General features: G+C 69.5%; 17 protein-coding genes. 10 read left to right on the top strand and 7 right to left on the bottom strand.

The genetic code is table 11. From position 1 onward, the window contains the following. Positions 1 to 7: 7 nt before the first annotated feature. A complete protein-coding gene (locus AC1RSK_RS15520) occupies positions 8 to 988 on the bottom strand; it encodes a Gfo/Idh/MocA family protein (RefSeq protein WP_492908480.1) in 981 nt (326 codons plus the stop codon). Positions 989 to 1,127: 139 nt separating this feature from the next. On the opposite strand from AC1RSK_RS15520, the gene AC1RSK_RS15515 reads away from it, so the two are divergent. From AC1RSK_RS15515 to AC1RSK_RS15480, 8 genes are all read left to right on the top strand, one after another. Next, the gene (locus AC1RSK_RS15515; RefSeq protein ID WP_492908479.1) at positions 1,128 to 1,988 is read left to right on the top strand and encodes a MurR/RpiR family transcriptional regulator; all 861 of its coding nucleotides are present in this window, start codon (positions 1,128 to 1,130) and stop codon (positions 1,986 to 1,988) included. Between the two features lie 104 nt (positions 1,989 to 2,092). After that, positions 2,093 to 4,018, top strand: coding sequence for a bifunctional 5-dehydro-2-deoxygluconokinase/5-dehydro-2-deoxyphosphogluconate aldolase (locus tag AC1RSK_RS15510; RefSeq protein ID WP_492908478.1), 1,926 nt, complete (start codon positions 2,093 to 2,095; stop codon positions 4,016 to 4,018). Beyond that, positions 4,015 to 5,853, top strand: coding sequence for a 3D-(3,5/4)-trihydroxycyclohexane-1,2-dione acylhydrolase (decyclizing) (gene iolD, locus AC1RSK_RS15505; protein WP_492908477.1), 1,839 nt, complete (start codon positions 4,015 to 4,017; stop codon positions 5,851 to 5,853). The genes AC1RSK_RS15510 and iolD overlap by 4 nt, the downstream gene beginning before the upstream one ends. Positions 5,854 to 5,855: 2 nt before the next feature. Continuing rightward, positions 5,856 to 6,755: a myo-inosose-2 dehydratase gene (gene iolE / locus AC1RSK_RS15500; protein ID WP_492908476.1), complete on the top strand. Its 900-nt coding sequence runs from the start codon at positions 5,856 to 5,858 to the stop codon at positions 6,753 to 6,755. A 1-nt stretch (position 6,756) separates the two neighbouring features. Further along, positions 6,757 to 7,560: a 5-deoxy-glucuronate isomerase gene (gene iolB / locus AC1RSK_RS15495; RefSeq protein ID WP_492908475.1), complete on the top strand. Its 804-nt coding sequence runs from the start codon at positions 6,757 to 6,759 to the stop codon at positions 7,558 to 7,560. 76 nt (positions 7,561 to 7,636) lie between these two features. Then, entirely contained in the window at positions 7,637 to 8,986 is a 1,350-nt protein-coding gene (locus AC1RSK_RS15490) for an MFS transporter (protein WP_492908474.1), read from the top strand. Continuing rightward, a complete protein-coding gene (locus AC1RSK_RS15485) occupies positions 8,986 to 9,777 on the top strand; it encodes an inositol monophosphatase family protein (RefSeq protein WP_492908473.1) in 792 nt (263 codons plus the stop codon). The genes AC1RSK_RS15490 and AC1RSK_RS15485 overlap by 1 nt, the downstream gene beginning before the upstream one ends. 10 nt (positions 9,778 to 9,787) lie before the next feature. Then, positions 9,788 to 11,179, top strand: coding sequence for an alkaline phosphatase D family protein (locus tag AC1RSK_RS15480; protein ID WP_492908472.1), 1,392 nt, complete (start codon positions 9,788 to 9,790; stop codon positions 11,177 to 11,179). Between the two features lie 39 nt (positions 11,180 to 11,218). Here AC1RSK_RS15480 and AC1RSK_RS15475 read toward each other — a convergent pair whose 3' ends face one another. The 6 genes from AC1RSK_RS15475 to AC1RSK_RS15450 all read right to left on the bottom strand — a co-directional run bounded on the left by AC1RSK_RS15475 (position 11,219) and on the right by AC1RSK_RS15450 (position 17,772). Continuing rightward, the gene (locus AC1RSK_RS15475) at positions 11,219 to 11,836 is read right to left on the bottom strand and encodes a TetR/AcrR family transcriptional regulator (RefSeq protein WP_492908471.1); all 618 of its coding nucleotides are present in this window, start codon (positions 11,834 to 11,836) and stop codon (positions 11,219 to 11,221) included. A gap of 47 nt (positions 11,837 to 11,883) precedes the next feature. Next, complete coding sequence (locus AC1RSK_RS15470) at positions 11,884 to 13,056, bottom strand: thiolase C-terminal domain-containing protein (protein ID WP_492908470.1); 1,173 nt, start codon at positions 13,054 to 13,056, stop codon at positions 11,884 to 11,886. Then, positions 13,053 to 13,475 (bottom strand): Zn-ribbon domain-containing OB-fold protein, encoded by a 423-nt coding sequence (locus AC1RSK_RS15465; protein WP_492908469.1) that lies wholly within the window; start codon positions 13,473 to 13,475, stop codon positions 13,053 to 13,055. The genes AC1RSK_RS15470 and AC1RSK_RS15465 overlap by 4 nt, the downstream gene beginning before the upstream one ends. A gap of 87 nt (positions 13,476 to 13,562) precedes the next feature. Continuing rightward, positions 13,563 to 14,990: an aldehyde dehydrogenase family protein gene (locus AC1RSK_RS15460; protein ID WP_492908468.1), complete on the bottom strand. Its 1,428-nt coding sequence runs from the start codon at positions 14,988 to 14,990 to the stop codon at positions 13,563 to 13,565. Between the two features lie 11 nt (positions 14,991 to 15,001). Next, positions 15,002 to 16,501, bottom strand: coding sequence for a class I adenylate-forming enzyme family protein (locus AC1RSK_RS15455; protein ID WP_492908467.1), 1,500 nt, complete (start codon positions 16,499 to 16,501; stop codon positions 15,002 to 15,004). A gap of 68 nt (positions 16,502 to 16,569) precedes the next feature. Further along, positions 16,570 to 17,772 (bottom strand): aromatic ring-hydroxylating oxygenase subunit alpha, encoded by a 1,203-nt coding sequence (locus AC1RSK_RS15450; RefSeq protein ID WP_492908466.1) that lies wholly within the window; start codon positions 17,770 to 17,772, stop codon positions 16,570 to 16,572. A gap of 220 nt (positions 17,773 to 17,992) precedes the next feature. Between AC1RSK_RS15450 and AC1RSK_RS15445 the strand changes: the two genes are divergently transcribed. Next, positions 17,993 to 19,207 carry a cytochrome P450 gene (locus AC1RSK_RS15445; RefSeq protein WP_492908465.1) on the top strand — a complete coding sequence of 405 codons (1,215 nt, stop codon included), beginning with the start codon at positions 17,993 to 17,995 and terminating at the stop codon, positions 19,205 to 19,207. A 10-nt stretch (positions 19,208 to 19,217) separates the two neighbouring features. Further along, a complete protein-coding gene (locus AC1RSK_RS15440; RefSeq protein WP_492908464.1) occupies positions 19,218 to 20,837 on the top strand; it encodes a GMC family oxidoreductase in 1,620 nt (539 codons plus the stop codon). Positions 20,838 to 20,843: the final 6 nt, after the last annotated feature.

Below are 20,843 nucleotides of genomic sequence, written 5' to 3'. Positions count from 1 at the left end.
GGGAGCCTTACAGTTTGACGGGCGCGCCGGTGGCCACCGACCGGGCGGCGGCCTCGGCCAGTTTCAGGGAGGCGACGCTGGCGGCGTAGCCGGCGGCGGGCCGCGCTTTGCCTTCCAGCATGTCGGCGAAGTGGTCCATCTCGGCGGCGTAGGCGCCGGCGTAACGGCTCATGAAACCGGGATAGAGGGCGTCGGCCTCGGCGCCATCCTCGATCCAGCGCGCCACGGTGGTCGGGGTCGGGTTGCCGGCCATGGCCATGCCCTTGGAGCCAAAGGCCTCGATCCGCTGGTCATAGCCGCAGCCGCTGCGCCGGGTGTTGCTGATCATGACCATCTTGCCCGAGGCGGTCTTGAGGATCACCCGGGCGGTGTCGACGTCGCCCAACTCGCCGATCATCGGATCGACCAGGCAGCTGGCGAAGGCGAAGACCTCGCTGAACGGCTCGCCCACCAGCCAGGCGGCGACGTCGAAGTCGTGGATGGTGAAGTCCTTGAACAGGCCGCCGCTGGTCGGCACGAAATGGGCCGGCGGCGCGGCCGGGTCGTGGTTGATCAGGTGCAGGGTCTCCAGCGCGCCGATGGCTCCGGACGCGACCTTGGCCGCCAGGGCCGCGAAATGGGGATCGAAGCGGCGGTTGAAGGCGACGAAGATCGGGGCGTCCTTCAGCTGCGCCTCATGCTCGACGAGGCGGGCCAGGTCGAGGTCGAGCGGCTTCTCGCAGAAGACCATCTTGCCGGCCTTCAGGCAGGCGAGGGCGTTGTCCAGATGGGCGTCGGTCGAGCTGGCGACGATGACGCCCTTGATCTCCGGATCGGCCAGCACGGCCTCGAAACCGGCCAGCTCCGCCCCGATCTCGCGCGCCAGGTCTCCGGCGACCTCAGGCCTCGGGTCGACTAGGAAGGCCAGGTCCAGGCGCGGGTTGGCGGCGGCGTTGCGGGCATGGATCGAACCCATCCGTCCGGCGCCGAGTTGAGCGATCTTGATCATGGGCGACCCTCCGATGTTCCGTACTATGGAACAAACATTCCGAACGCAATATCATTTGGAATGAACAATTGACCTTGCGTTGTGTTCGCCGCTGGAACGGATATTCTAACTTCGAAACCGCGCAGGACGCCTCCCGGGCATGACCGAAACCCAGACTCCGCCCGCCACCGCAGACGAGCTGCGCGCCGCCATCCTCGAACGCTACGACAGCCTCAGCAAGCGCCTGCAGCAGATCGCCCGCTACGTCCTCGACGAGCCCAACGACATGGCCCTGGAGACCCTGGCGGTGCTGGCCGACCGCAGTGGTGTGCAGCCCAGCGCCATCGTCCGCTTCGCCAAGAGCTTCGGCTATCCCGGCGCCAGCCAGATGCAGCGCCTGTTCCGCGACGGCCTGCTCAGCGGCCAGTCGGCGCTGGGCTATGGCGAGCGCGTCCGCCGTTTCGCCCAGGAGGTCGACAGCCGGGCCGGCGGGGCAGGGGCCGAGTTGCTCGCCGAGTTCGTCGAGGGCAACACCCTGGCCCTGCAGAACCTCGGCCAGACCATAACCGAGAAGGACATGGCCGCGGCCGTCGCCCTGATCCGCGAGGCCGACATCGTCTATGTCGCCGGTTTCCGCCGCGCCTTCCCGGTTTCGTCCTACCTGGCCTATTCGCTGCAGCAGCTGGGCAAGCGGACCATGTTCATCGACGGCGTCGCCGGTCTGGCGCGCCAACAGGTGCAGGGCATCGGCTCCAAGGACCTGCTGATCGCCGTCAGCTACCACCCCTATGCCGAGGAGACGGTGACCGCCGTCGAGATCGCCGCCGGCAAGGGGGCCAAGGTGCTGTCGATCAGCGACAGCCTGGTCAGCCCGGTCGCCAAGAGCGCCACCGCCGTGCTGCAGGTCCGCGAATCGGAGATCCGCTCCTTCCGCTCTCTGGCCGCCTCCATCTGCCTGGCCCAGGCCCTGGTCATCGGCTTTGCCTTCGAGGCCACGGAGCAGGCCGCGCCCGCCGAATGATCCGCGCATTCCAAGAATGAAATGAATGTTGCAAAAGAAAATCGAATAGAATAATCGTTGCATCGTCAGGCGCGACGGTCGCGCCGACGCTTCTAAGGGCCCCAATGGCGCAGCACGACAAGACGCTGGATCTGATCGCCATCGGCCGCTCGAGCGTCGACCTCTACGGTCAGCAGGCGGGCGGTCGGCTGGAGGACATGGCGTCGTTCGCCAAGTATGTCGGCGGCAGTCCGACCAACACCGCCATCGGCGCCGCGCGCCTGGGCCTGAAGGCCGGCCTGGTCACCCGCGTCGGGGCCGACCACATGGGCCGCTTCATCGAAGAGCAGCTGGTCCGCGAGGGGGTCGACACCGCCGGCGTCGTCTCCGACCCGGACCGGCTGACCGCCCTGGTCATCCTCGGCATCCGCGACCGCGAGACCTTCCCGCTGATCTTCTACCGCGAGAACGCGCCGGACATGGCCCTGACCGAGGCCGACATCGACCCCGACTGGATCGCCAAGTCCCGTTCGGTGGTGCTCAGCGGCACCCACCTCTCCCAGCCCGAGGTCCTGGCCGCCAGCCTCAAGGCCGCGGGCCTGGCCAAGGCGAACGGCGCCCGCGTCGTGCTCGACATCGACTACCGGCCGGTGCTCTGGGGCCTGACCGCCAAGGAGGCCGGCGAGAACCGCTTCGTCGCCAACGACAAGGTCACCGCCGTGCTGCAGCAGGTGCTGCCGCTGTGCGACCTGATTGTCGGCACCGAGGAAGAGATCCACATCCTCGGCGGCACGACGGACACCATCGCCGCCCTGCGCAACATCCGCCGTTCCACCCAGGCCCTGCTGGTCTGCAAGCGCGGCGCCGACGGCTGCTCGGCCTTCCCTGGCGCCATTCCAGGCAGCCTCGACGACGGCGTCGTCGGCCGCGGCTTCCGCATCGAGGTGTTCAACGTCCTCGGCGCCGGCGACGCCTTCATGGCCGGCTTCCTGCGCGGCTGGCTGTGGGACCTGCCGCTGGAGACCTGCTGCGAGATCGCCAACGCGGCCGGGGCCATCGTCGTCTCCCGCCACGGCTGCGCCCCGGCCATGGCCACCTGGCCGGAGATGGAGCATTTCCTGGCCCGCAGCGACCTGCCGTTCCGCCTGCGCGACGACCAGGCCCTGGAGCACATCCACTGGGCCACCACCCGCGACCGGGTGCATGACGAGCTGACCGTGCTGGCCGTCGATCACCGCAGCCAGTTCGACGACCTGGTCGCCCTGACCGGCGCCGACCCGGCCCGGGTGCCGGCCTTCAAGCTGCTGGCCCTGCGCGCCGTTGATGCGGTGGCCAAGGGCGACCCGCGCTTCGGCATCCTGGCCGACGGCCGCTACGGCTTCGACACCTTGGCCAAGGCCGCCGACTATCCCTACTGGATCGGCCGCCCGATCGAGCTGCCGCAGTCGCGGCCACTGCGGTTCGAATGCTCGGCCGACGTCGCCACCGAGCTGGCCGAATGGCCGCTCAACCATGTCGTCAAATGCCTGGTCTTCTACCACCCGGACGACGCCCCGACCCTGCGCGAGGCCCAGGAGCGCCAGCTGGTCCGGCTGGCCGACGCCTGCCGTAAGACCCGCCACGAACTGCTGCTGGAGGTCATCACCCCCAAGGGCATGCCGGTCGACGCCAGGACCATCGCCGACTGCCTGCAACGCTTCTATGCTCTGGGTATCAAGCCCGACTGGTGGAAACTGGAGCCCAGTGACGACGTGGCCGCCTGGCGCAACATCGAGGCCGTCATCCAACGGAACGATCCCTGGTGCCGGGGCGTGGTGCTGCTTGGCCTGTCGGCGCCGATCGAGGATCTGATGGCCTCGATCAAGGTCGCCGCGACCATTCCGATCATCAAGGGTTTCGCCGTCGGTCGGACCATCTTCTACGACGTCGCCCGCGACTGGCTGGCCGGCCGGATGGGCGACAGCGCCGCCGTCGCCGCCATGGCCGCCCGCTTCGACACCCTGACCAAGGCCTGGCGCCTGGCGCGCGGCTCGCGGGAGCGGGCGGCGTGAGCACAGTGCGTCTTACGGCCGCCCAGGCCGCTGTCCGCTGGCTCAGCCAACAGTTCGTCCAGGTCGATGGCGCCGAGGTTCCCTTCTTCGCCGGCTGCTGGGCCATCTTCGGCCATGGCAATGTCGCCGGTCTTGGCGAGGCGCTGCAGGCCGCCCGGGGCGTGCTGCCGACTTACCGCGCCCACAACGAACAGGGCATGGCCCACGCTGCCATCGCCTACGCCAAGCAGCTGTGCCGCCAGCGGGCCATGGTCTGCACCACCTCCATCGGTCCGGGCGCCACCAACATGGTCACCGCCGCCGCCCTGGCGCATGTGAACCGCCTGCCGGTGCTGTTCCTGCCCGGCGACGTTTACGCCAGCCGCCGGCCTGATCCGGTGCTGCAGCAGATCGAGGATTTCGGCGACGGCACGGTCAGCGCCAACGACTGCTTCCGCCCCGTCTCCCGCTACTTCGACCGCATCAGCCGTCCCGAGCAGCTGCTCACCGCCCTGCCGCGCGCCATCGCCGTCCTCACCGACCCGGCCGACTGCGGCCCGGTGACCCTGGCCTTCTGCCAGGACGTCCAGGCCGAGGCCTATGACTACCCGGAAGCCTTCTTCCAGCGCCGCCTGCACCGCCTGCGCCGCCAGCCGGCCGACCCGCGCGAGGTCGACGACCTGGCCGCCCTGCTGCTGACCGCCAAGGCCCCGCTGATCGTCGCCGGCGGCGGTGTCCGCTACAGCCAGGCCGAGGCGGCCCTGGCCCGCTTCGCCCGGACGACGGGGGTCCCGGTCGTCGAGACTCAAGGCGGCAAGGGCAGCCTCGCCTGGGACCATCCGGCCAACCTCGGCGCCGTCGGCGTCACCGGGACCAGCGCCGCCAACGCCGCCGCGCAGGGCGCCGACCTGGTCATTGGCATCGGCACGCGGCTGCAGGACTTCACCACCGGTTCCCGCGCCCTGTTCGGCGCGCCCGGCCGGCGCCTCGTCCAGGTCAATGTCGCCGCCTTCGACGCCGCCAAGCACGGCGCCCTGGCTGTGGTCGGCGACGCCCGCACGGTCATCGAGGGCCTCTCCAAGCGACTGCGCGACTGGCGAGCAGACGTCGACCACGGCGGCGCCATCGCCGACTGGAACGCCGCCTTCGACGCCGTCACCGCCCCGCCGGGCGACAACGCCCTGCCCTCGGACGCCCAGGTGCTCGGCGCCGTCTGGCGCACCGCCGACGAGGACGCCGTTGTCGTCTGCGCCGCCGGCGGCCTGCCGGGCGAGCTGCACAGGCTGTGGCGCGCGCACCGGCCGGGCGGCTACCACGTCGAGTACGGCTTTTCTTGCATGGGCTACGAGATCGCCGGCGGCCTTGGGGTGAAGATGGCCGAGCCGGGCCGCGAGGTCGTCGTCATGGTCGGCGATGGCAGCTACCTGATGATGAATTCCGAGATCGCCACCTCGGTGATGCTGGGCGCCAAGCTGACCATCGTCGTGCTCGACAACCGCGGCTTCGGCTGCATCAACCGGCTGCAGGCCGGCACGGGCGGGGCGCCGTTCAACAACCTGCTGGCCGATAGCGCCCATGTGGCCCTGCCCGACATCGACTTCGCCGCCCACGCCGCCAGCCTGGGCGCTCTGGCCGAGAAGGTGTCGACCATCGCCGAGCTCGAAGCAGCGCTGGGCCGCGCCTATGCCGCCGATCGCACCAGCGTCGTGGTCATCGACACCGACCCGGCCATCTCCACCGAAGCCGGCGGAACCTGGTGGGACGTGGCCGTGCCCGAGGTCTCGGCCCGCGAGCAGGTCCGCGCCGCTCGCGCCGACTACGACGTTCAGATCAAGCACCAGCGTACCGGGGACTGACCATGACCATTCGCTTCGGCGTCAGCCCCATCGCCTGGGCCAATGACGACATGCCGGAACTCGGCGGCGACACGCCCCTGGCCTCGATCCTGGCCGATATCCGCGACGTCGGCTTCAGCGGCGTCGAGCTGGGCGGCAAGTTCCCGCGTGACGCGGCGACCCTCAAGCCCCTGCTGGACAGCTATCGCCTCGACCTCGTCGGCGGCTGGTACAGCGGCAATCTCCTCGTGCACGACGCGCAGGCCGAACTGGCCGCCGCCCAGGACCACCTGGCCCTGCTGAAAGCCATGGGCAGCACCGTCTTCGTCCACGCCGAGACCTCCAACGCCATCCACGGCGCCCGCTCCGTACCGATGACCCAGACCCCGGTCCTCGACGAAGCCGGCTGGAAACAGTTCGGTGAGCGGCTGACGGACGTGGCCGACGCCATCACCGCGCAGGGCCTGCGCTTCGCCTACCATCATCACCTCGGCACTGTCGTCGAGCGCCCCGCCGACCTGGAGGCCTTCATCCGCCACACCGGGCCCAATGTCGGCCTGACCCTCGACACCGGCCACGCGGCGCTCGGCGGCATCAATCCAACCGAGGTGATCAAGGCCCACCCGGGCCGCATCGCCCATGTCCACTGCAAGGACATCCGCCGCGCCATCCACAAGACGGTGCGCGAGGCCGGCGCCAGCTTCCTCGATGGCGTGCTGGCCGGGATGTTCACCGTCCCGGGCGACGGCGGCCTCGACAACGGCAAGATCATGCGGGCCCTGTCCGACATCGATTACGGCGGCTGGATCATCATCGAGGCCGAACAGGACCCGGCCCTGGCCGATCCCAAGACCTACGCTGACCTGGGCCTGCGCACCCTTGAGCGCGAAGCCGAAGCCGCCGGCCTGAAGAAGGCGGCATGACATGACCCTCCTCGTCCGCCCCCACCAGCCCGACGCCGCCGGCACGGTCCTCGAAGTCACGCCGCAGAGCGCCGGCTGGGACCACGTCGGCTTCCGGGTCGTCAATCTCGCCGCCGGCCAGTCCGCCAGCGAGCCGGCCGGGGCCCGCGAGACCTGCCTCGTCGTCCTGACCGGCAAGGCCGACATCAGCGTCGGCGCAGAGACCCACAAGGGCCTCGGCGGCCGCGCCAGCGTCTTCGAGGACGCCGCCCCGGCCGCGGTCTACGTCCCGGCCGGCCAGGCCTGGTCGGTCACCGCCCAGGGCGCCGTCGAGCTGGCCGTCTGCTCGGCCCCCGGCACGGGCGAGGGCGCGGCCCGCGTCATCGCCCCCGAGACGATGAGCCGCGAGGTGCGGGGGCAGGGGACCAATACCCGCTACGTCCGCAACATCCTGCCCGAGACGGAGGCCGCCGACAGCCTGCTGGTGGTCGAGGTCATCACCCCCGGCGGCCACTGGTCCAGCTATCCGCCGCACAAGCACGACACCGCCACGGCCGGCGAGGAAACGGCGCTGGAGGAGACCTACTACCACCGCCTGTCGCCGCCCCAGGGCTTCGCCTTCCAGCGCGTCTACACCGACGATCGCAGCCTCGACGAGACGGTCTGCGTGCAGGACGGCGACGTGGTCATGGTGCCGCGCGGCTATCATCCCGTGGGCGCCCCCCACGGTTACGACCTCTACTACCTGAACGTCATGGCGGGCCCGAAGCGGCAGTGGATATTCCGCAACGACCCCGCCCATGACTGGATCGCCAAGAAGACCTGAGACCGGACTGTCACAAGACCATGGTCCAAGTCCGCCAGGGCGGACCAGAAGGAAAAGATCGGGGAGGGACGGCCAAATGTTCAGCGCCATCATGAGGGCCTTCGCGCCGGGCCCCGACGCCCCGCCGCTGACCGATCGCGAGCGGATCGACAGGATCTTTCGCCACAACCGCCTGATGGTGATGATCGCCATCACCGGCGGCTACGGCCTGGCCTACACCTGCCGGCTGGCGCTCGGGGTGGTGAAGAAGCCGCTGATCGACGCGGGCATCTTTTCCCCGACCGAACTCGGCCTGATCGGCTCGGCCTTCTTCTACACCTACGCCTTCGGCAAGCTGACCAACGGCTTCCTCTCGGATCACCTGAACCCGCGCATGTTCCTGGCCTTCGGGATCCTGGTCTCGGCCCTGGTCAACATCGGCATGGGGTTCAACGTCGTCCTCTGGGTGGCGGTGGCCCTGTGGGGCCTGAACGGCTGGTTCCAGAGTTTCGGGGCCCCGGCCAGCGTCGTTGGCCTCTCCCACTGGTTCTCCAACCACGAGCGCGGCCGCTACTACGGCATCTGGAGCACCGCCCACTCGATCGGCGAGGGGCTGACCTTCCTGGTCACCGGGGCCCTGGTGTCGGCGCTCGGCTGGCAGGCCGGCTTCTGGGGTCCGGGCGCGCTCTGCGTCGTCGCCGCCATGGGCTGCCTGTGGCTGATGAAGGACCGCCCGCAGACCTTCGGCCTGCCCAAGGTCGCCGTCTGGCGGCACGACGAATGGAACATGGCCCCGCCGCCGCCGCCGACCGTCAGCCTGTGGAAGACCCAGCTCTCCATCCTGGCCATCCCGGCGGTGTGGGTGCTCGCCGTCTCCAGCGCCCTGATGTACGTCACCCGCTACGCCATCAACAGCTGGGGCGTCCTCTACCTGCAGGAGGGCCGCGGCTACTCCCTCGTCGAGGCGGCCAGCCTGCTGACGATCAACACCGTCACCGGCATCGTCGGGGCGGTGGCGTTCGGCTACGTCTCCGACAAGTTCTTCAAGGCCCGCCGTCCGCCGGCCAATCTGATCTTCGGGATCATGGAGATCGTCGGCCTGCTGATCGTCTTCTTTGGGCCCACCAACGTCTGGGTGCTGTCCTTTGGCTTGGCCCTGTTCGGTCTCGGCCTCACCGGCTTGGTGACCAGCGTCGGCGGCCTGTTCGCCACCGATATCTGCCCCAAGCGGGTGTCGGGCGCGGCGCTCGGCATGATCGGGGTGTTCAGCTACATCGGCGCGGCCATCCAGGAGAACATCTCCGGCGGCCTGATCGAGGCCGGCATGAAGACCGTCGACGGGGTCAAGGTCTACGACTTCGGCCCCTCCATCCTGTTCTGGGTCGGCTGTTCGGTAGCCTCCCTGATCCTGGCGACCAGCCTTTGGAACGTGAAGCTGAGGGACTGATGAGCCAACCTTCGAAGACCCTCGCAGCCATGCTGGCGGCCGCCCGGGAGGCCGGCGCCGGCCTGGTTGCCGACCAGGCCACGGTCGCCACCCTGACCATCGAGCGCAAGGGCGTCTCCGACTTCTTCTCGGCCGCCGACGTCAAGGCCGAAGAGACGGTTCGCCGCCACCTGGAGGCCTTCGCGCCCAGCTACGGTTTCCTCGGCGAGGAGGGCGGCCTGATCCCCGGCTCCGACCCCGACCACGTCTGGGTCGTCGATCCCTTGGACGGCACCACCAACTTCCTGACCAATACGCCGCTTTGGGCAGTCAACATCGCCCTGGCCCGGCAAGGCGAGGTCATCGCCGGCGTCACCTGGTGCCCGGCCCTGAACGAGATGTTCCGCGCCGAACTGGGCGGCGGCGCCTACCTCAACGACAAACCCATCCGTGTCTCGACCCGCGAGCGGCTGGAGGACGCCGTCCTCGCCGTCGGCATCCCCTTCGCCGCCAAGCCCGAGCACGAGCGCTTCCGCAACGAGATGGCCGCCCTGACCGACCGCGTGGCCGGCATCCGCCGGCTGGGGGCCGGGGCCATCGACCTGGCCTGGGTCGCCGCCGGCCGCTTCGAGGCCTACTGGGAGCAGAAGGTCAGCGCCTGGGACATGGGGGCCGGCGCCATCCTGGTCCGCGAGGCCGGCGGCATAGTCACCGACACGCTCGGCGCCCCGCTCGACCTGCACAACGGCACGGTCCTGGGGACCAACGCCATCCTCCACGATCAGATCCTCGAAGCCATCCGCCCAGCCTGAGGCAACGACCATGACCGGACCCCGCATCGGCCGCCGAGGCCTCTTCGGCGCCACGACCCTTGCCGCCCTGATCGCCGGCGCGCCCCGCGCGTTTGCGCAGGTGCTGGGCTATCCCCGCTGCCTGGAAGGCCCGATGGTCGGGGCCGGCGGGCCAGACCACATCACCGTCTGGGCCCGGATGAGCGGCGCCGTCGAGGTCACCGTCGAGGCCAGCCCTGACCGCTACTTCAAGGCGCCGATCGTCAGCGCCCCGGTCACGGCCAGCGCCGCCAACGACTTCTGCGTCGTCCTCAAGGTCGCCGGCCTGCAGCCGGCCACCGCCTACTATTACCGGATGCGCATCGGCGGAAAGGCCGACCGCTACCAGCTGGTCCCGTTCAAGACCCGCACCGCGCCCAAGGGCCCGGCCAGCTTCCGGGTCGGGTTCGGCAGCTGCTGCCGCATCCAGTTCGACGCCGACCAGAAGATCTTCAACGCCGTCCTCGACCAGGAGCCGGATCTGTTCTTCTGGCTGGGCGACAACATCTACGCCGACACCATCGAGCCTAGCGGCCTCGCCGACCTCTATCGCCGCCAGCGCAGCGTCGAGCGCCTGCTGCCCCTGATCCGCTCCACGCCGCAGCTGGCCGTCTGGGACGACCACGACTTCGCCTACAACGACAGCGACCGCACCAACCCGATCCGTGAGCAGGCCCTGGCGGTGTTCAAGCAGTACTGGGCCAACCCCGCCGCCGGTGACGGCAAGACCCCCGGCGTTTTCTTCACCTACAGCCACGGCGGCGTCGACTTCTTCTTCCTCGACGACCGCTACCACCGCGACCCCGCCGCCGACCCCGACACCCCGGTCAAGACCATGCTCGGCGCCGGCCAGAAGGCCTGGCTCAAGGCGGCGCTGAAGGCCAGCAAGGCCCCGTTCAAGGTCATCATCTGCGGCGTCGGCTGGTCCCTCGCCGAGACCGGCAGCGACAGCTGGACCTCCTACCGCCATGAGCGGGGCGAACTGTTCGACTACATCCGCGATGCGAAGATCGAGGGCGTTGTCCTGCTCAGCGGCGACACGCACATGGGCGAGCTCAACTGCATCCCCCGGTCCGAGCAGGGCGGCTACGACCTCTATGACTTCTGTTCCAGCCCCCTGGCCCAGGTCCCCGACAACGACTTCTGGGAACAGACGCCGGAGGTCCGCATGCGGCCGGTCTGGGGCAAGACGGTCTGTTTCGGCATGCTCGACTTCCAGATGGGCGACACGCCGACCCTGACGCTGAACCTGCACAACGTCGTCGGCGCCCCCCTCTGGGACCCGCTGGTCCTCACCCCGGCCGACCTGAAGAACGGCGTCTCGACCTGGGCGGCCAAGATCGACAAGGACGAGCTGAAGCGTCGCAAGGCCCGCGGCGCCTAGGCGGCCTGCTGTCTGGCGACTGTTCCGAGGACCCGCTGATCAAGGCGTCGACGGAGAAATCCCCTCCAGGAAGGCTCGCGCCACGCGGACGAACACCGCTTCCTCGTCCAACAGGTTGGCCTTGATGGCGTTGGTCAGGCTCGGAAAGGTGCTCGGATCGAAGATCGGGAAGGCGTCGATCTCCTGGGCCCGGGTCGAGGCGGTCAGCAGCGAGGCGCCGAAGACGATGCTGTCCATGCCGGTGACGATGGTCATGTGCAGTTCCTTGGGCACGCCCTTCTTCTCGAACAGGCGCAGGGACCGCTCATAGGCCTTGAGCACGACGTGCCGTGGAGGGTGCATCAGCAGCAGCGGCGCCGCCTTGGGGTGGCGCAGGATCGAGCGGCGGGCGGCGACGGCCAGGCTGATCAGGGCCTCGCGCCAGTCGTCGGCCGGCAGCCGCGTCTGGTCCTCGGCCTCGACCAGCAGCAGGCGGGCGACCTCGGTGAGAATCTCGTTGCGGTCGCGGAAGTGGTGGTAGAGCGACGGCGCGGCGACGTTCAGCCGCTTGGCGACCAGCGCCAGGTTAAAGCCGTCCAGGCCCTGGTCGTCGATGACCTCCAGCGCGGCGCGGACGGCGCCTTGGCGGGAGATCAGGGGCCGTCGGGGTCTGGGCATCGGGATACTCGTAGCGGCGGTCGCGAATCGGCGGCGGCGCGCAAAGTCTAACCCGCATCCGTGGCGAAGATGGCGGAACTGACCGTCGGCGCGCCGGGGCCGCCGGCCAGCAGGCAGGTGCGGGCCCCGGGGACCGGATTGGCCGACTCGCCGCGCAGCTGGCGCACCGCCTCGATGGCCATGCCGATGCCGTGGATGAAGCCCTGGGCGAAGTTGCCGCCGGCGGTGTTGATCGGCAACCTGCCGGAGGGGGCGATCAGGTTCTCGAAGCGGATGAAGTCGGCAGCGCTCTCGTGGGTGCAGAAGCCGTGGTCGATCAGGCTGGCGACGCCCTGGGCGCTGAAGTTCTCATAGACCTGGGCGACGTCGATGTCGGCGGGGGTCAACCCGCTCTGGTTCCACAGGCGCCGCGCCACCGAGCGGAAGCCGGCGGTGGCGTACTGGTCGTCGTCGTCGTTCTCCAGGAGGTCGCCGAAGCCGCGCTCGGTCCCCTGGGCGACGGCGCGCAGGTAGACCGGCGCCTTCCTCAGGTCGCGGGCCCGCTCGGCGGAGACCAGCAGCAGGGCGCCAGCCCCGTCGTTCTCGCGCGAGCAGTCGAACAGCCGGAAGGGCTCGGCGATCCAGCGGCCGTGGCGATAGGCCTCCAGGTCGAGGTCCTGGCCATAGGCGACGGCGTCCGGGTTGCGGGACCCATGGTAGTAGGAGGCGCGGACCAGCTCCTCGGTGACGGCGCGGGTCAGGCCGTGGCGTTCGAACAGGCGCTGGGCGCGCAGGGCGCAGGCCTGGGCCGGGGCGACGATGCCGGCGGCGACCATGTGCGGATTGAGGTGGTGGGCCATGACCGCTGAGGAGAGCCGCCCGCTGCCGCCCTCGACCAGGGCGCGGAAGACGACCACGGCGCTGGCCTGGCCGGTCAGGATGGCGCCCGCCGCCTGGCCGAAGGCCCCGGCGATGCCGCCGCCGCCGCCGCCCCAGACCTGGCTGGACCAGGTCAGCTCCCGGATGCCGAGGTCGGGCATCAGCCGCACCGGCTCGTTGCGGTCGTCGCCGTAGGAGGCGAAGCCGTCGATATCGGCCGGGTCGAAGCCGGCGTCCTCGCAGGCCTCGGCGATGGCCTGGACCAGCACGCCGCGCTCGGGCAGGGGCGCCTGGCCGCGCCGATACTGGCGCACGCCGACGCCGGCGACGGCCGTGCGGCCGCTGAGCAGGGTGTTGGTCATGCGCCGTCTCCCGTCAGCCGCCAGCGGATGGTCGGGATGGCCATGCCGCTGAAGGCGGTCTCGCCCGGCGAGCCGGCGACCGGCAGGCCGATGGCGACATCGTCGGTCTTCCCCTCCAGAACCCCGGTCAGCCGCAGGCCGCCGGCCTCGGGCAGTTCGACGACGACGGTGACGAAGGGCAGGCCCAGGCCTTCATTGCCGGTAAAGGCGTGGTGGGTGCGGGTCCAGCTGTAGACGCGGCCGCGCATCGGGGTCTCGTGCCAGCCGTGCTCCCACGATCCACAGTCGCCGCAGCGCCAGACGGCAGGCCAATGCCAGCGGTTGCAGCCGGCGCAGCGCGGCAGGGCCAGGGCGCCGCCGGCCAGGGCCGTCCAATAGGGACCGTCCGCCCCTTCGTTAAGCCATCCGCTGCCAACCAAACTCGCCTCCCGAACAATATCTAACATTATTAGTTTTTAGGGTTCGCTTTCACAAGGGCGGTCGCGCCGATCTCTCCGGATGGGGTGTCAGGCCGGCTGGGCGGCCGGGCGTTTGCGCGTCACCAGGGTCTGGGCGTTGGTGTATTCGATCAGCCCGGCATTGCCGTTCTCGACCCCCAGGCCGGAGGCCTTGTGGCCGGCGATCGGCGTGGCCGGCAGGCTGTCCTGGATGCAGTTGATCCACACCGTGCCGCACTGCAGGCGCCGGGCAATATCGGCGGCTCTGCCCAGGTCCGCCGACCAGACCGAGCCGGCCAGGCCGTAGTCGGTGGCGTTGGCGCGGGCGACGACGTCGTCGATGTCGCTGAAGCGCAGCAGGGGCAGGACCGGACCGAAGGCCTCCTCGACCACCACGCGGGAGTCGTCCGACGGATTGTCGACGATGGTGATCGGCAGGAAGTAGCCGCCGGCCGGCGTCTCGCCGATCGAATGCAGGGTATGGCCGTGGGCCTGGCTGTCGGCGATCAGGCCCTTTACCCGCTCGTACTGCATCCGGTTCTGCACCGGGCCCAGCTGCACGCCCTGCTGGGCGCCGTCGCCGATCTTCACCGTGCCGGCGTAGGCAACCATGGCGTCGCGGAAGGCGTCGTAGATGGCGTCATGGACATAGACCCGCTTGGCCGCCACGCAGATCTGGCCGCTGTTGCCGAATGCGCCCCAGAACAGGGCCTGCGCCGTGGCGGCGACGTCGACGTCCGGCAGGACAATGGCGGCGTCGTTGCCGCCCAGCTCCAGGGTCAGGCGTTTGACGGTGTCGGCGGCCGACCTGATGATGGCCTTGCCGGTGGCGGTCGAGCCGGTGAAGCCGATCTTGTCGATGCCCGGATGGGCGGTCATCCACCGGCCCAGGTCGTCGCCGCCGGAGACGATGTTGAGCACGCCCGGCGGCAGGGCGGCGGCCAGCTGCCTGCCGGCCGCCAAGGTCGTCAGGGGCGTGAAGGGCGAGGGCTTGGCGACCAGGGTGTTGCCGGCGAGCAGGGCCGGGATGACCTTGAAGGCGAAGACCAGCAGCGGGAAGTTCCACGGCAGAATGGCCCCGACCACACCCAGCGGCACCCGGTGGGTCTCGGTGCGGCGCTCGTCGGTGTCCTCCAGGACGTCGATGGGCAGAGTGAGCTCGGCGGCCGACATGAACCACCAGGCCGCGCCCATCACCTCGCCCGTGGCGGCGGCGTGCGGCTTGCCCTGTTCCTGGGTCAGCAGGGCCATCAGCGGCTCGAGGTTGGCCTGCAGCACCCCGGCCAGGGCCACGACCCGGTCGCGGCGCTCGTCGAAGGGGAGGGCGGCCCAGGCCGGCTGAGCGGCCCGGGCGGCGGCGACGGCCTCGTCCAGCTGTTCCTCCGAACAGTCGGGCGCGGTGGCGAAGGCCTGGCCGGTGGCCGGGTTGATCACCGGCATCTCGCCGGCTCCGGCCACATCGCGGCCGCCGATGGTCATCAGCTGCGTCTGGGTCATGGCGAGGTCCTTCAGCGCACGCGGGGCAGGTCGGCGGCGGCGGCCTGCCACTTCAGCCGCACGGCCGGCTTGGAGAGCTTGCCGGTGGCCAGGCGGGGCAGGGGCTCGTCCTCGACGACGACGTAGCGGGGCACCTTGTAGTCGGCCAGGCGGCTGTTGCAGTGGGCGACCAGGGCCTCGACGACGATGGGCCGGTTGGCGAACAGCACCGCCATTGGCGTTTCGCCGAAGCGCTGGTCGTCGGCGGAGATGACCACCACCTCCTCGACCCCCTCGAACTCGCTGATCGCCCGCTCCACCTCGGCGGCGGAGATGTTCAGCCCGCCGGAGATGATGATGTCCTTCTGGCGGTCGATGAAGGTCAGCAGGCCGTCCTCGTCCAGCATGCCGATGTCGCCGGTGTAGAGCCAGCCATCGCGAATGGCCAGGGCGGTGGCCTCCGGATTGTTCCAGTAGCCCCGCATCATGCCGGGGCCGCGCATGAGGATCTCGCCGGGGGTGTTGGGGGGCAGGGTCTCGCCGTCGTCGCCGATGATGCGCAGCTCGGTGAAGACGCCGCCGCGACCGCATTTCTCGGGGTAGAGGGGGGCCAGGTCGGCCGGCATGATGGTGCCGTTGCCGCCGATCTCGGTCTGGCCGTAGATCTGGCGGATCACCTTGCCCTTGGCCATCCAGGTGTCGAGCAGGGCCTTGCTGACCCGCGCCCCACCGACCGTGACGAGGCGCAGGTCGGAGAGGTCGGCCGCCGCCCAGCCGGGGCAGGCGGCGACGCGTTCGAAGAAGACCGGCACGCCGCCGAACAGGTTGATCCGCTCATGCTCCAGCAGCCAGAGGGTGCGTTCGGGGTCGAAGGTCGGTTCGACATAGAGGGTGCAGCCCAGCGTGGTGTAGTGCATCAGCTGCACGAAGCCGGCGGAGGTGGCGAAGGGCGACAGGATGATCACCCGGCTGCCCTTGGCGCAGGCCGGTTCGGCGATGGCGAACTCGGCGGCGTAGGAGGTCATCGAGCGGTTGGTGAAGACCACGCCCTTGGGTTTGGCGGTCGAGCCGCTGGTCGAGATGATCACCACCGGAGCGTCCGGGTCGAGGTCGACGCCGGGGTCGGTTTTGGGGCCGGTTTTCAGCGTGCGGATGTGGGTGATGTTGACGGTCTGGCGCCGGGATTCCGACAGGCGGTCGTGGCGGTCGTCGTCGGCCACCTGCAGGGCGGGGTCGCCGTCCTCGAGAATCTCGGCGATCTCGTGGGCGGTGAGCCGGATGTTGACCGGCAGGACGATGGCGCCGGCGCGAAGAATGCCCAGGATCAGGGCGACGTAGTCCATGGAGTTGGCGGCCAGCACCGCCACCCGGTCGCCGGGCCTCACGCCGCGGTCGATGAGGTCGACAGCGACGCGGCCCGACCAGTCGTACCAGTCGCGGTAGGTCAGGGCCTCGCCGCCGAGGTTGATCGCCACCGTGTCCGGCGTGAGCTTCGACCACCAGGCGATGGCGCTGCTGAGCGTCTGGCTCACGGTTGTCTCCCTTGGGCGGCGCTCTGGCGGCGCCATTTTTCGACTATTATCTAATGACGGTAGTTTGGCTAGGCGCGGCCGGCGTCCAGGTAGCGTTCGACCGTTTCGTAGAAGACCGGAATCTGCTGCTCCAGGCCACCGTAGACCACTTCCTTCAAGGCCCCGGACTCCAGCCCCTGCTGCGAGATGCAGGCGGCGCGGAAATCTTCGGTGCCGAACACCTTCTGCATCAGGTCGAAGGACCGCTGGTAGAGGTCGCGGGCCTTGTCGTTGTCGGCGGGGCCGGGGGTCAGCATGAAGTAGTCGACGGTCGAGCGGTTCACCCCGTTCGGCATGATGATCATGACATTGATGTAGTAGGGGCTGGTGACGATGATGGTGTTGGGAAACACCAGATAGGCGTGGGTCACCGTCTTGTGGATGTTCTCGCCGGGCAGGTCGAGCATCTCGGGCTCGAAGTTGGCCTTGCCGGAGATCTGGCGCAGGTGCGGGCCCAGGCGGTCGACGGCGTTGGGCGTGTCGGCGAACAGGTCGCCGATCGAGGCCGCGTGCAGGCGCTGCACATGATAGCCCTCCAGGAAGGGCTCGACGACCAGCTTCCAGTTGGCGTCCAGGTGGTGGGTCGCCTTGCCGAAGATGTGGGCCGTGGGCAGGCCCAGGGCCTCGAAATCCTCGACCAGGTCGTCGGTGACGCCGCTGAAGTCGGCCGGCGCCTCGCGGTCCAGCATCACCCAGATGAAGCCGCCGGCCTCCAGGCTGGGCAGCTCGGCCAGGCCGTGGTCGGCCTTGTCGACGGTGGGGAAGGTCTCATGGCGCGGGATGCCGATCAGGGCGCCATCCGCGCCGTAGGTCCAGGCGTGGTAGGGGCAGCTGACGCGGCCGGCCTTGAAGGCGTCGCAGCGCTCGACGACCTTGCTGCCCTTGTGCTGGCAGGCGTTGAGGAAGGCGTGGACCTTGCCCTGCCCATCGCGGCTGAGCAGCAGCGGCGGGCCGTAGCCGTCGACGGCCAGGAACATCTTCGGCTCGGGCAGCATGGACGACAGCGACACCGGCACGGGGGCGCGGCGGAACAGGGTCAGCTGCTCAAGTCTGTAGTGCTCGGGATCGACGAAGATGCCGACCGGGCGGCGGCTGTCGATGGCCGGGACGTGGGCCTGCTCATGCGGCGGGATCGAGCGGATGGCGCGAATCTGGCCGGGGCTCAGGCTGTCCAGGGTCGCAACCTTGCGGGGCGCGGGCGCGGTGTCAGCGGTCAGGTCGGCTGCGTCCATCGTCGCTCCTCCTCCTCTTGTTGTCGCCGTCAGACTAGGCGCAACTGAAACCTACGGTCAATAGGTTCATTGTCACGGGAATGGTGAACGTGGTCGGCCATCCCGCCGGATGCGCCGCATCCAACAGGGAGTTGCGCATCCAAAAAACCTATGCCACATAGTTTTCAAGCCGAGACGAGACCCCCTCAAGAGGTCCGCCCGGCGCGAGGAGGATACCGCGATGACCGCCAGCCCCGTGCCCGCTCATATCCCGGCCGACCGGGTTTTCGAATTCGACCTCTATGACGACCCGCGCCTGCGCGGCGACCTGCACGCGGGTTTCGCCGGCATCATCGCCGCCGCGCCGGACGTCTTCTGGACGCCGCTGAACGGCGGCCATTGGGTGGTCAGCCACTTCGACACCGCGGCCGAGATTCTCAAGGACCACGCCTTCTTCTCGGCCCGCGAGATGGAGATTCCGCGCATCGAGAACCCCATCATGCTGATCCCGCTGACCATGGATCCGCCGGTCAGCCTGAACTATCGCCAGATCCTGATGCCCTACTTCGCGCCCAAGGCCATCGCCGCGCGCGAGCCGGCCATGCGGGCCTGGGCCCGGCACTTCGTCGAGCAGGTGGCGGCCAAGGGCGCCTGCAACTTCCTGGACGATGTCGCCTCGCGCTTCCCGGTGACCATCTTCATGGAGATGATGGGCATCCCGTTTGACCGCTTCGACAAGTTCCGCGAGCTGGCCGACCGCTTCTTCAAGGACATCCCGGAGGCCGAGCGCATGGCCCTGGCCGGCGCCATCATCGGCGAGCTCACCGAGCTGATCGAGGCCCGGCGCAATGACCGGCGCGACGACATCATCTCTGTGCTGCTGGACGCCCAGGTCGAGGGCCGGCCACTGTCCACCGAAGAGATTCAGTCGATGTGCTTCCTGCTGTTCCTGGCCGGGCTGGATACGGTGGTCAACGTCATGACCTTCAGCTGGCGGGCGCTGGCGGCCGATCCGGCCCTGCAGGCGCGGCTGGCGGCCGATCCGTCGGCCGTTGCCGGCTTCGTCGAGGAAGGCCTGCGGCTGTTCGGCGTCGTCAACGTGCCGCGTATGGTCAACCAGGACTGCGAGCGGTTCGGGGTCAGCTTCAAGGCCGGCGAGATGGTCGTCTGCCTCAACAGCCAGCTGGGCCGCGACGAGCGCGAGAACGCCGAGGCCACGACCATCGACGTGGCGCGCGAGAACCGCCGCCTGCTGACCTTTTCGGTCGGGCCGCACCTGTGCCTGGGCCACAACCTGGCGCGGATGGAGATGCGCATCCTGGCCGAGGAATGGATCAGGCAGATCCCCGCCTTCACGGTCGCCGAGGGCTTTACCCCGCAATTTCGGGCGGGGATGGTGATGAGCCTGACCGCGCTGCCGCTGCGCTGGTCGGCCGCCGCCGCCCAGGCCGCCTGAGGGAAACGCCATGGCCGACTACGACTACGTCATCGTCGGGGCCGGGGCGGCCGGCTGCGTCCTGGCCTACCGGCTGTCGGAGGACCCGTCGCTCAAGGTGGCGCTGATCGAGGCGGGGCCGCGCGACAGGCACCCCTTCATCTTCATGCCCAAGGGCCTGGCCAAGGTGATGGCCGACCCCAGCCACCTCTGGGTCTACACCAGCGCCCCCGAGGAAGGGACCGGCGGCCAGCCGGAGGTGTGGGTGCGGGGCCGTGTGCTGGGCGGGTCGAGCTCGGTCAACGGCATGATGTATGTGCGCGGCCAGCCGTCCGACTTCGACGCCCTGGCCGAAGGGACCAGCGACGACTGGAGCTGGGACCATATCGGCGCGGCCTATGCGGCGCTGGAGGGCCATGAGCTGGGGGCGGCGCCGACGCGCGGCGGCTCCGGGCCGTTGAAGATTTCGCTGCCGACGCTGAAGGACAGGCTGAGCGAGGCGATGATCGCCGCCGGCGCGGCGCTCGGCTGGCCGGTCAAGGATGACGTCAACCAGCCCGACGACGCCGAGGGCATCGGCTATGCGCCGCGCACCATCCACAAGGGCCGCCGCCAGAGCGCCGCCGAGGCCTTCCTGAAACCGGCGGCCAGCCGGCCGAACCTGACGGTCATCACCGACGCGGTGGTCGACCGGGTGGTGTTCGAGGGCCGGCGGGCGGTCGGGGTCGAGTACCAGCAGGGCGGCCAGACCCGCACCGTGCGGGCGGCCGGCGAGGTCATCCTCTGCTGCGGGGCGATGTCGAGCCCGGGGGTGCTGGAACGCTCCGGGGTCGGCGATCCGGCGCGGCTGGCGGCGCTGGACATCCCGCTGGTCGCGGCCAGCCCGGCGGTCGGCGAGGGGCTCAGCGAGCACCGCGGCATCATCGTGCAGTGGAAGCTGAACCGGGAGCTGTCGCAGAACCGGGAGTTCAGCGGCTGGCGGCTGCTGAAGTCGACGCTGCAGTATTACCTGACCAAGGACGGGCCGATGTCCTCGGCCGCCTATGAGATCGGCGCCTGGTTCAAGACCCGGCCCGGGTTGAACCGGCCGGACGCCCAGTTCCTGCTGGCCCCGTTCAGCTTCGATATGGAAAAGCAGCGGACGGCGCTGGAGCCGTTTCCGGGCATGAACGTGGTCACCTATCCGCTGCGGCCGTCGTCGCGCGGGCGGATCCACATCAACTCGCGCGACCCGAACGCGCCGCCAATGCTGGAGCCCAACTACCGGTCGACACAGGAGGACCGGGACGTGATGGTCGGGGCGGTGCGGGCCGTGCGCCGGTACGCGGCGCAGTCGCCCCTGGCGGAGCTGATCGTCGAGGAGACGATGCCGGGGCCGGGGTATGAGACGGATGCTCAGATTTTGGAGGCTTACGACCGGTTCGGCACCTGTGGCTACCATGCGGTGGGCAGCTGCCGGATGGGGGGCGACGAGGGGTCGGTGGTCGATCCGGAGCTGAAGGTGCGCGGGGTCGAGGGGCTGCGGGTGATGGACACCTCGGTGATGCCGGTCATCCCGTCGGGGAACACCAACGGGCCGACCATGGCCATGGCCTGGCGGGCGGCGGACATCATTTTGCGGATGAGGGAGCGGGTGGGGTTGGCGGCCTAGCCGAGC

Source organism: Caulobacter sp. GW821-FHT11A05, from assembly GCF_058809015.1.
This window is presented reverse-complemented; position numbering and strand designations above follow the sequence as displayed.

Bases quoted from the DNA above. Each gene is read 5' to 3' on its own strand.
- AC1RSK_RS15490 (WP_492908474.1), top strand. From the start codon at position 7,637: ATGTTCAGCGCCATCATGAGGGCCTTCGCGCCGGGCCCCGACGCCCCG.
- AC1RSK_RS15440 (WP_492908464.1), top strand. From the start codon at position 19,218: ATGGCCGACTACGACTACGTCATCGTCGGGGCCGGGGCGGCCGGCTGC.
- AC1RSK_RS15475 (WP_492908471.1), bottom strand. From the start codon at position 11,836: ATGCCCAGACCCCGACGGCCCCTGATCTCCCGCCAAGGCGCCGTCCGC.
- AC1RSK_RS15450 (WP_492908466.1), bottom strand. From the start codon at position 17,772: ATGGACGCAGCCGACCTGACCGCTGACACCGCGCCCGCGCCCCGCAAG.
- AC1RSK_RS15470 (WP_492908470.1), bottom strand. From the start codon at position 13,056: ATGACCAACACCCTGCTCAGCGGCCGCACGGCCGTCGCCGGCGTCGGC.
- iolB (WP_492908475.1), top strand. From the start codon at position 6,757: ATGACCCTCCTCGTCCGCCCCCACCAGCCCGACGCCGCCGGCACGGTC.
- AC1RSK_RS15510 (WP_492908478.1), top strand. From the start codon at position 2,093: ATGGCGCAGCACGACAAGACGCTGGATCTGATCGCCATCGGCCGCTCG.
- AC1RSK_RS15520 (WP_492908480.1), bottom strand. From the start codon at position 988: ATGATCAAGATCGCTCAACTCGGCGCCGGACGGATGGGTTCGATCCAT.
- iolE (WP_492908476.1), top strand. From the start codon at position 5,856: ATGACCATTCGCTTCGGCGTCAGCCCCATCGCCTGGGCCAATGACGAC.
- AC1RSK_RS15480 (WP_492908472.1), top strand. From the start codon at position 9,788: ATGACCGGACCCCGCATCGGCCGCCGAGGCCTCTTCGGCGCCACGACC.
- AC1RSK_RS15460 (WP_492908468.1), bottom strand. From the start codon at position 14,990: ATGACCCAGACGCAGCTGATGACCATCGGCGGCCGCGATGTGGCCGGA.
- AC1RSK_RS15515 (WP_492908479.1), top strand. From the start codon at position 1,128: ATGACCGAAACCCAGACTCCGCCCGCCACCGCAGACGAGCTGCGCGCC.
- AC1RSK_RS15445 (WP_492908465.1), top strand. From the start codon at position 17,993: ATGACCGCCAGCCCCGTGCCCGCTCATATCCCGGCCGACCGGGTTTTC.
- AC1RSK_RS15485 (WP_492908473.1), top strand. From the start codon at position 8,986: ATGAGCCAACCTTCGAAGACCCTCGCAGCCATGCTGGCGGCCGCCCGG.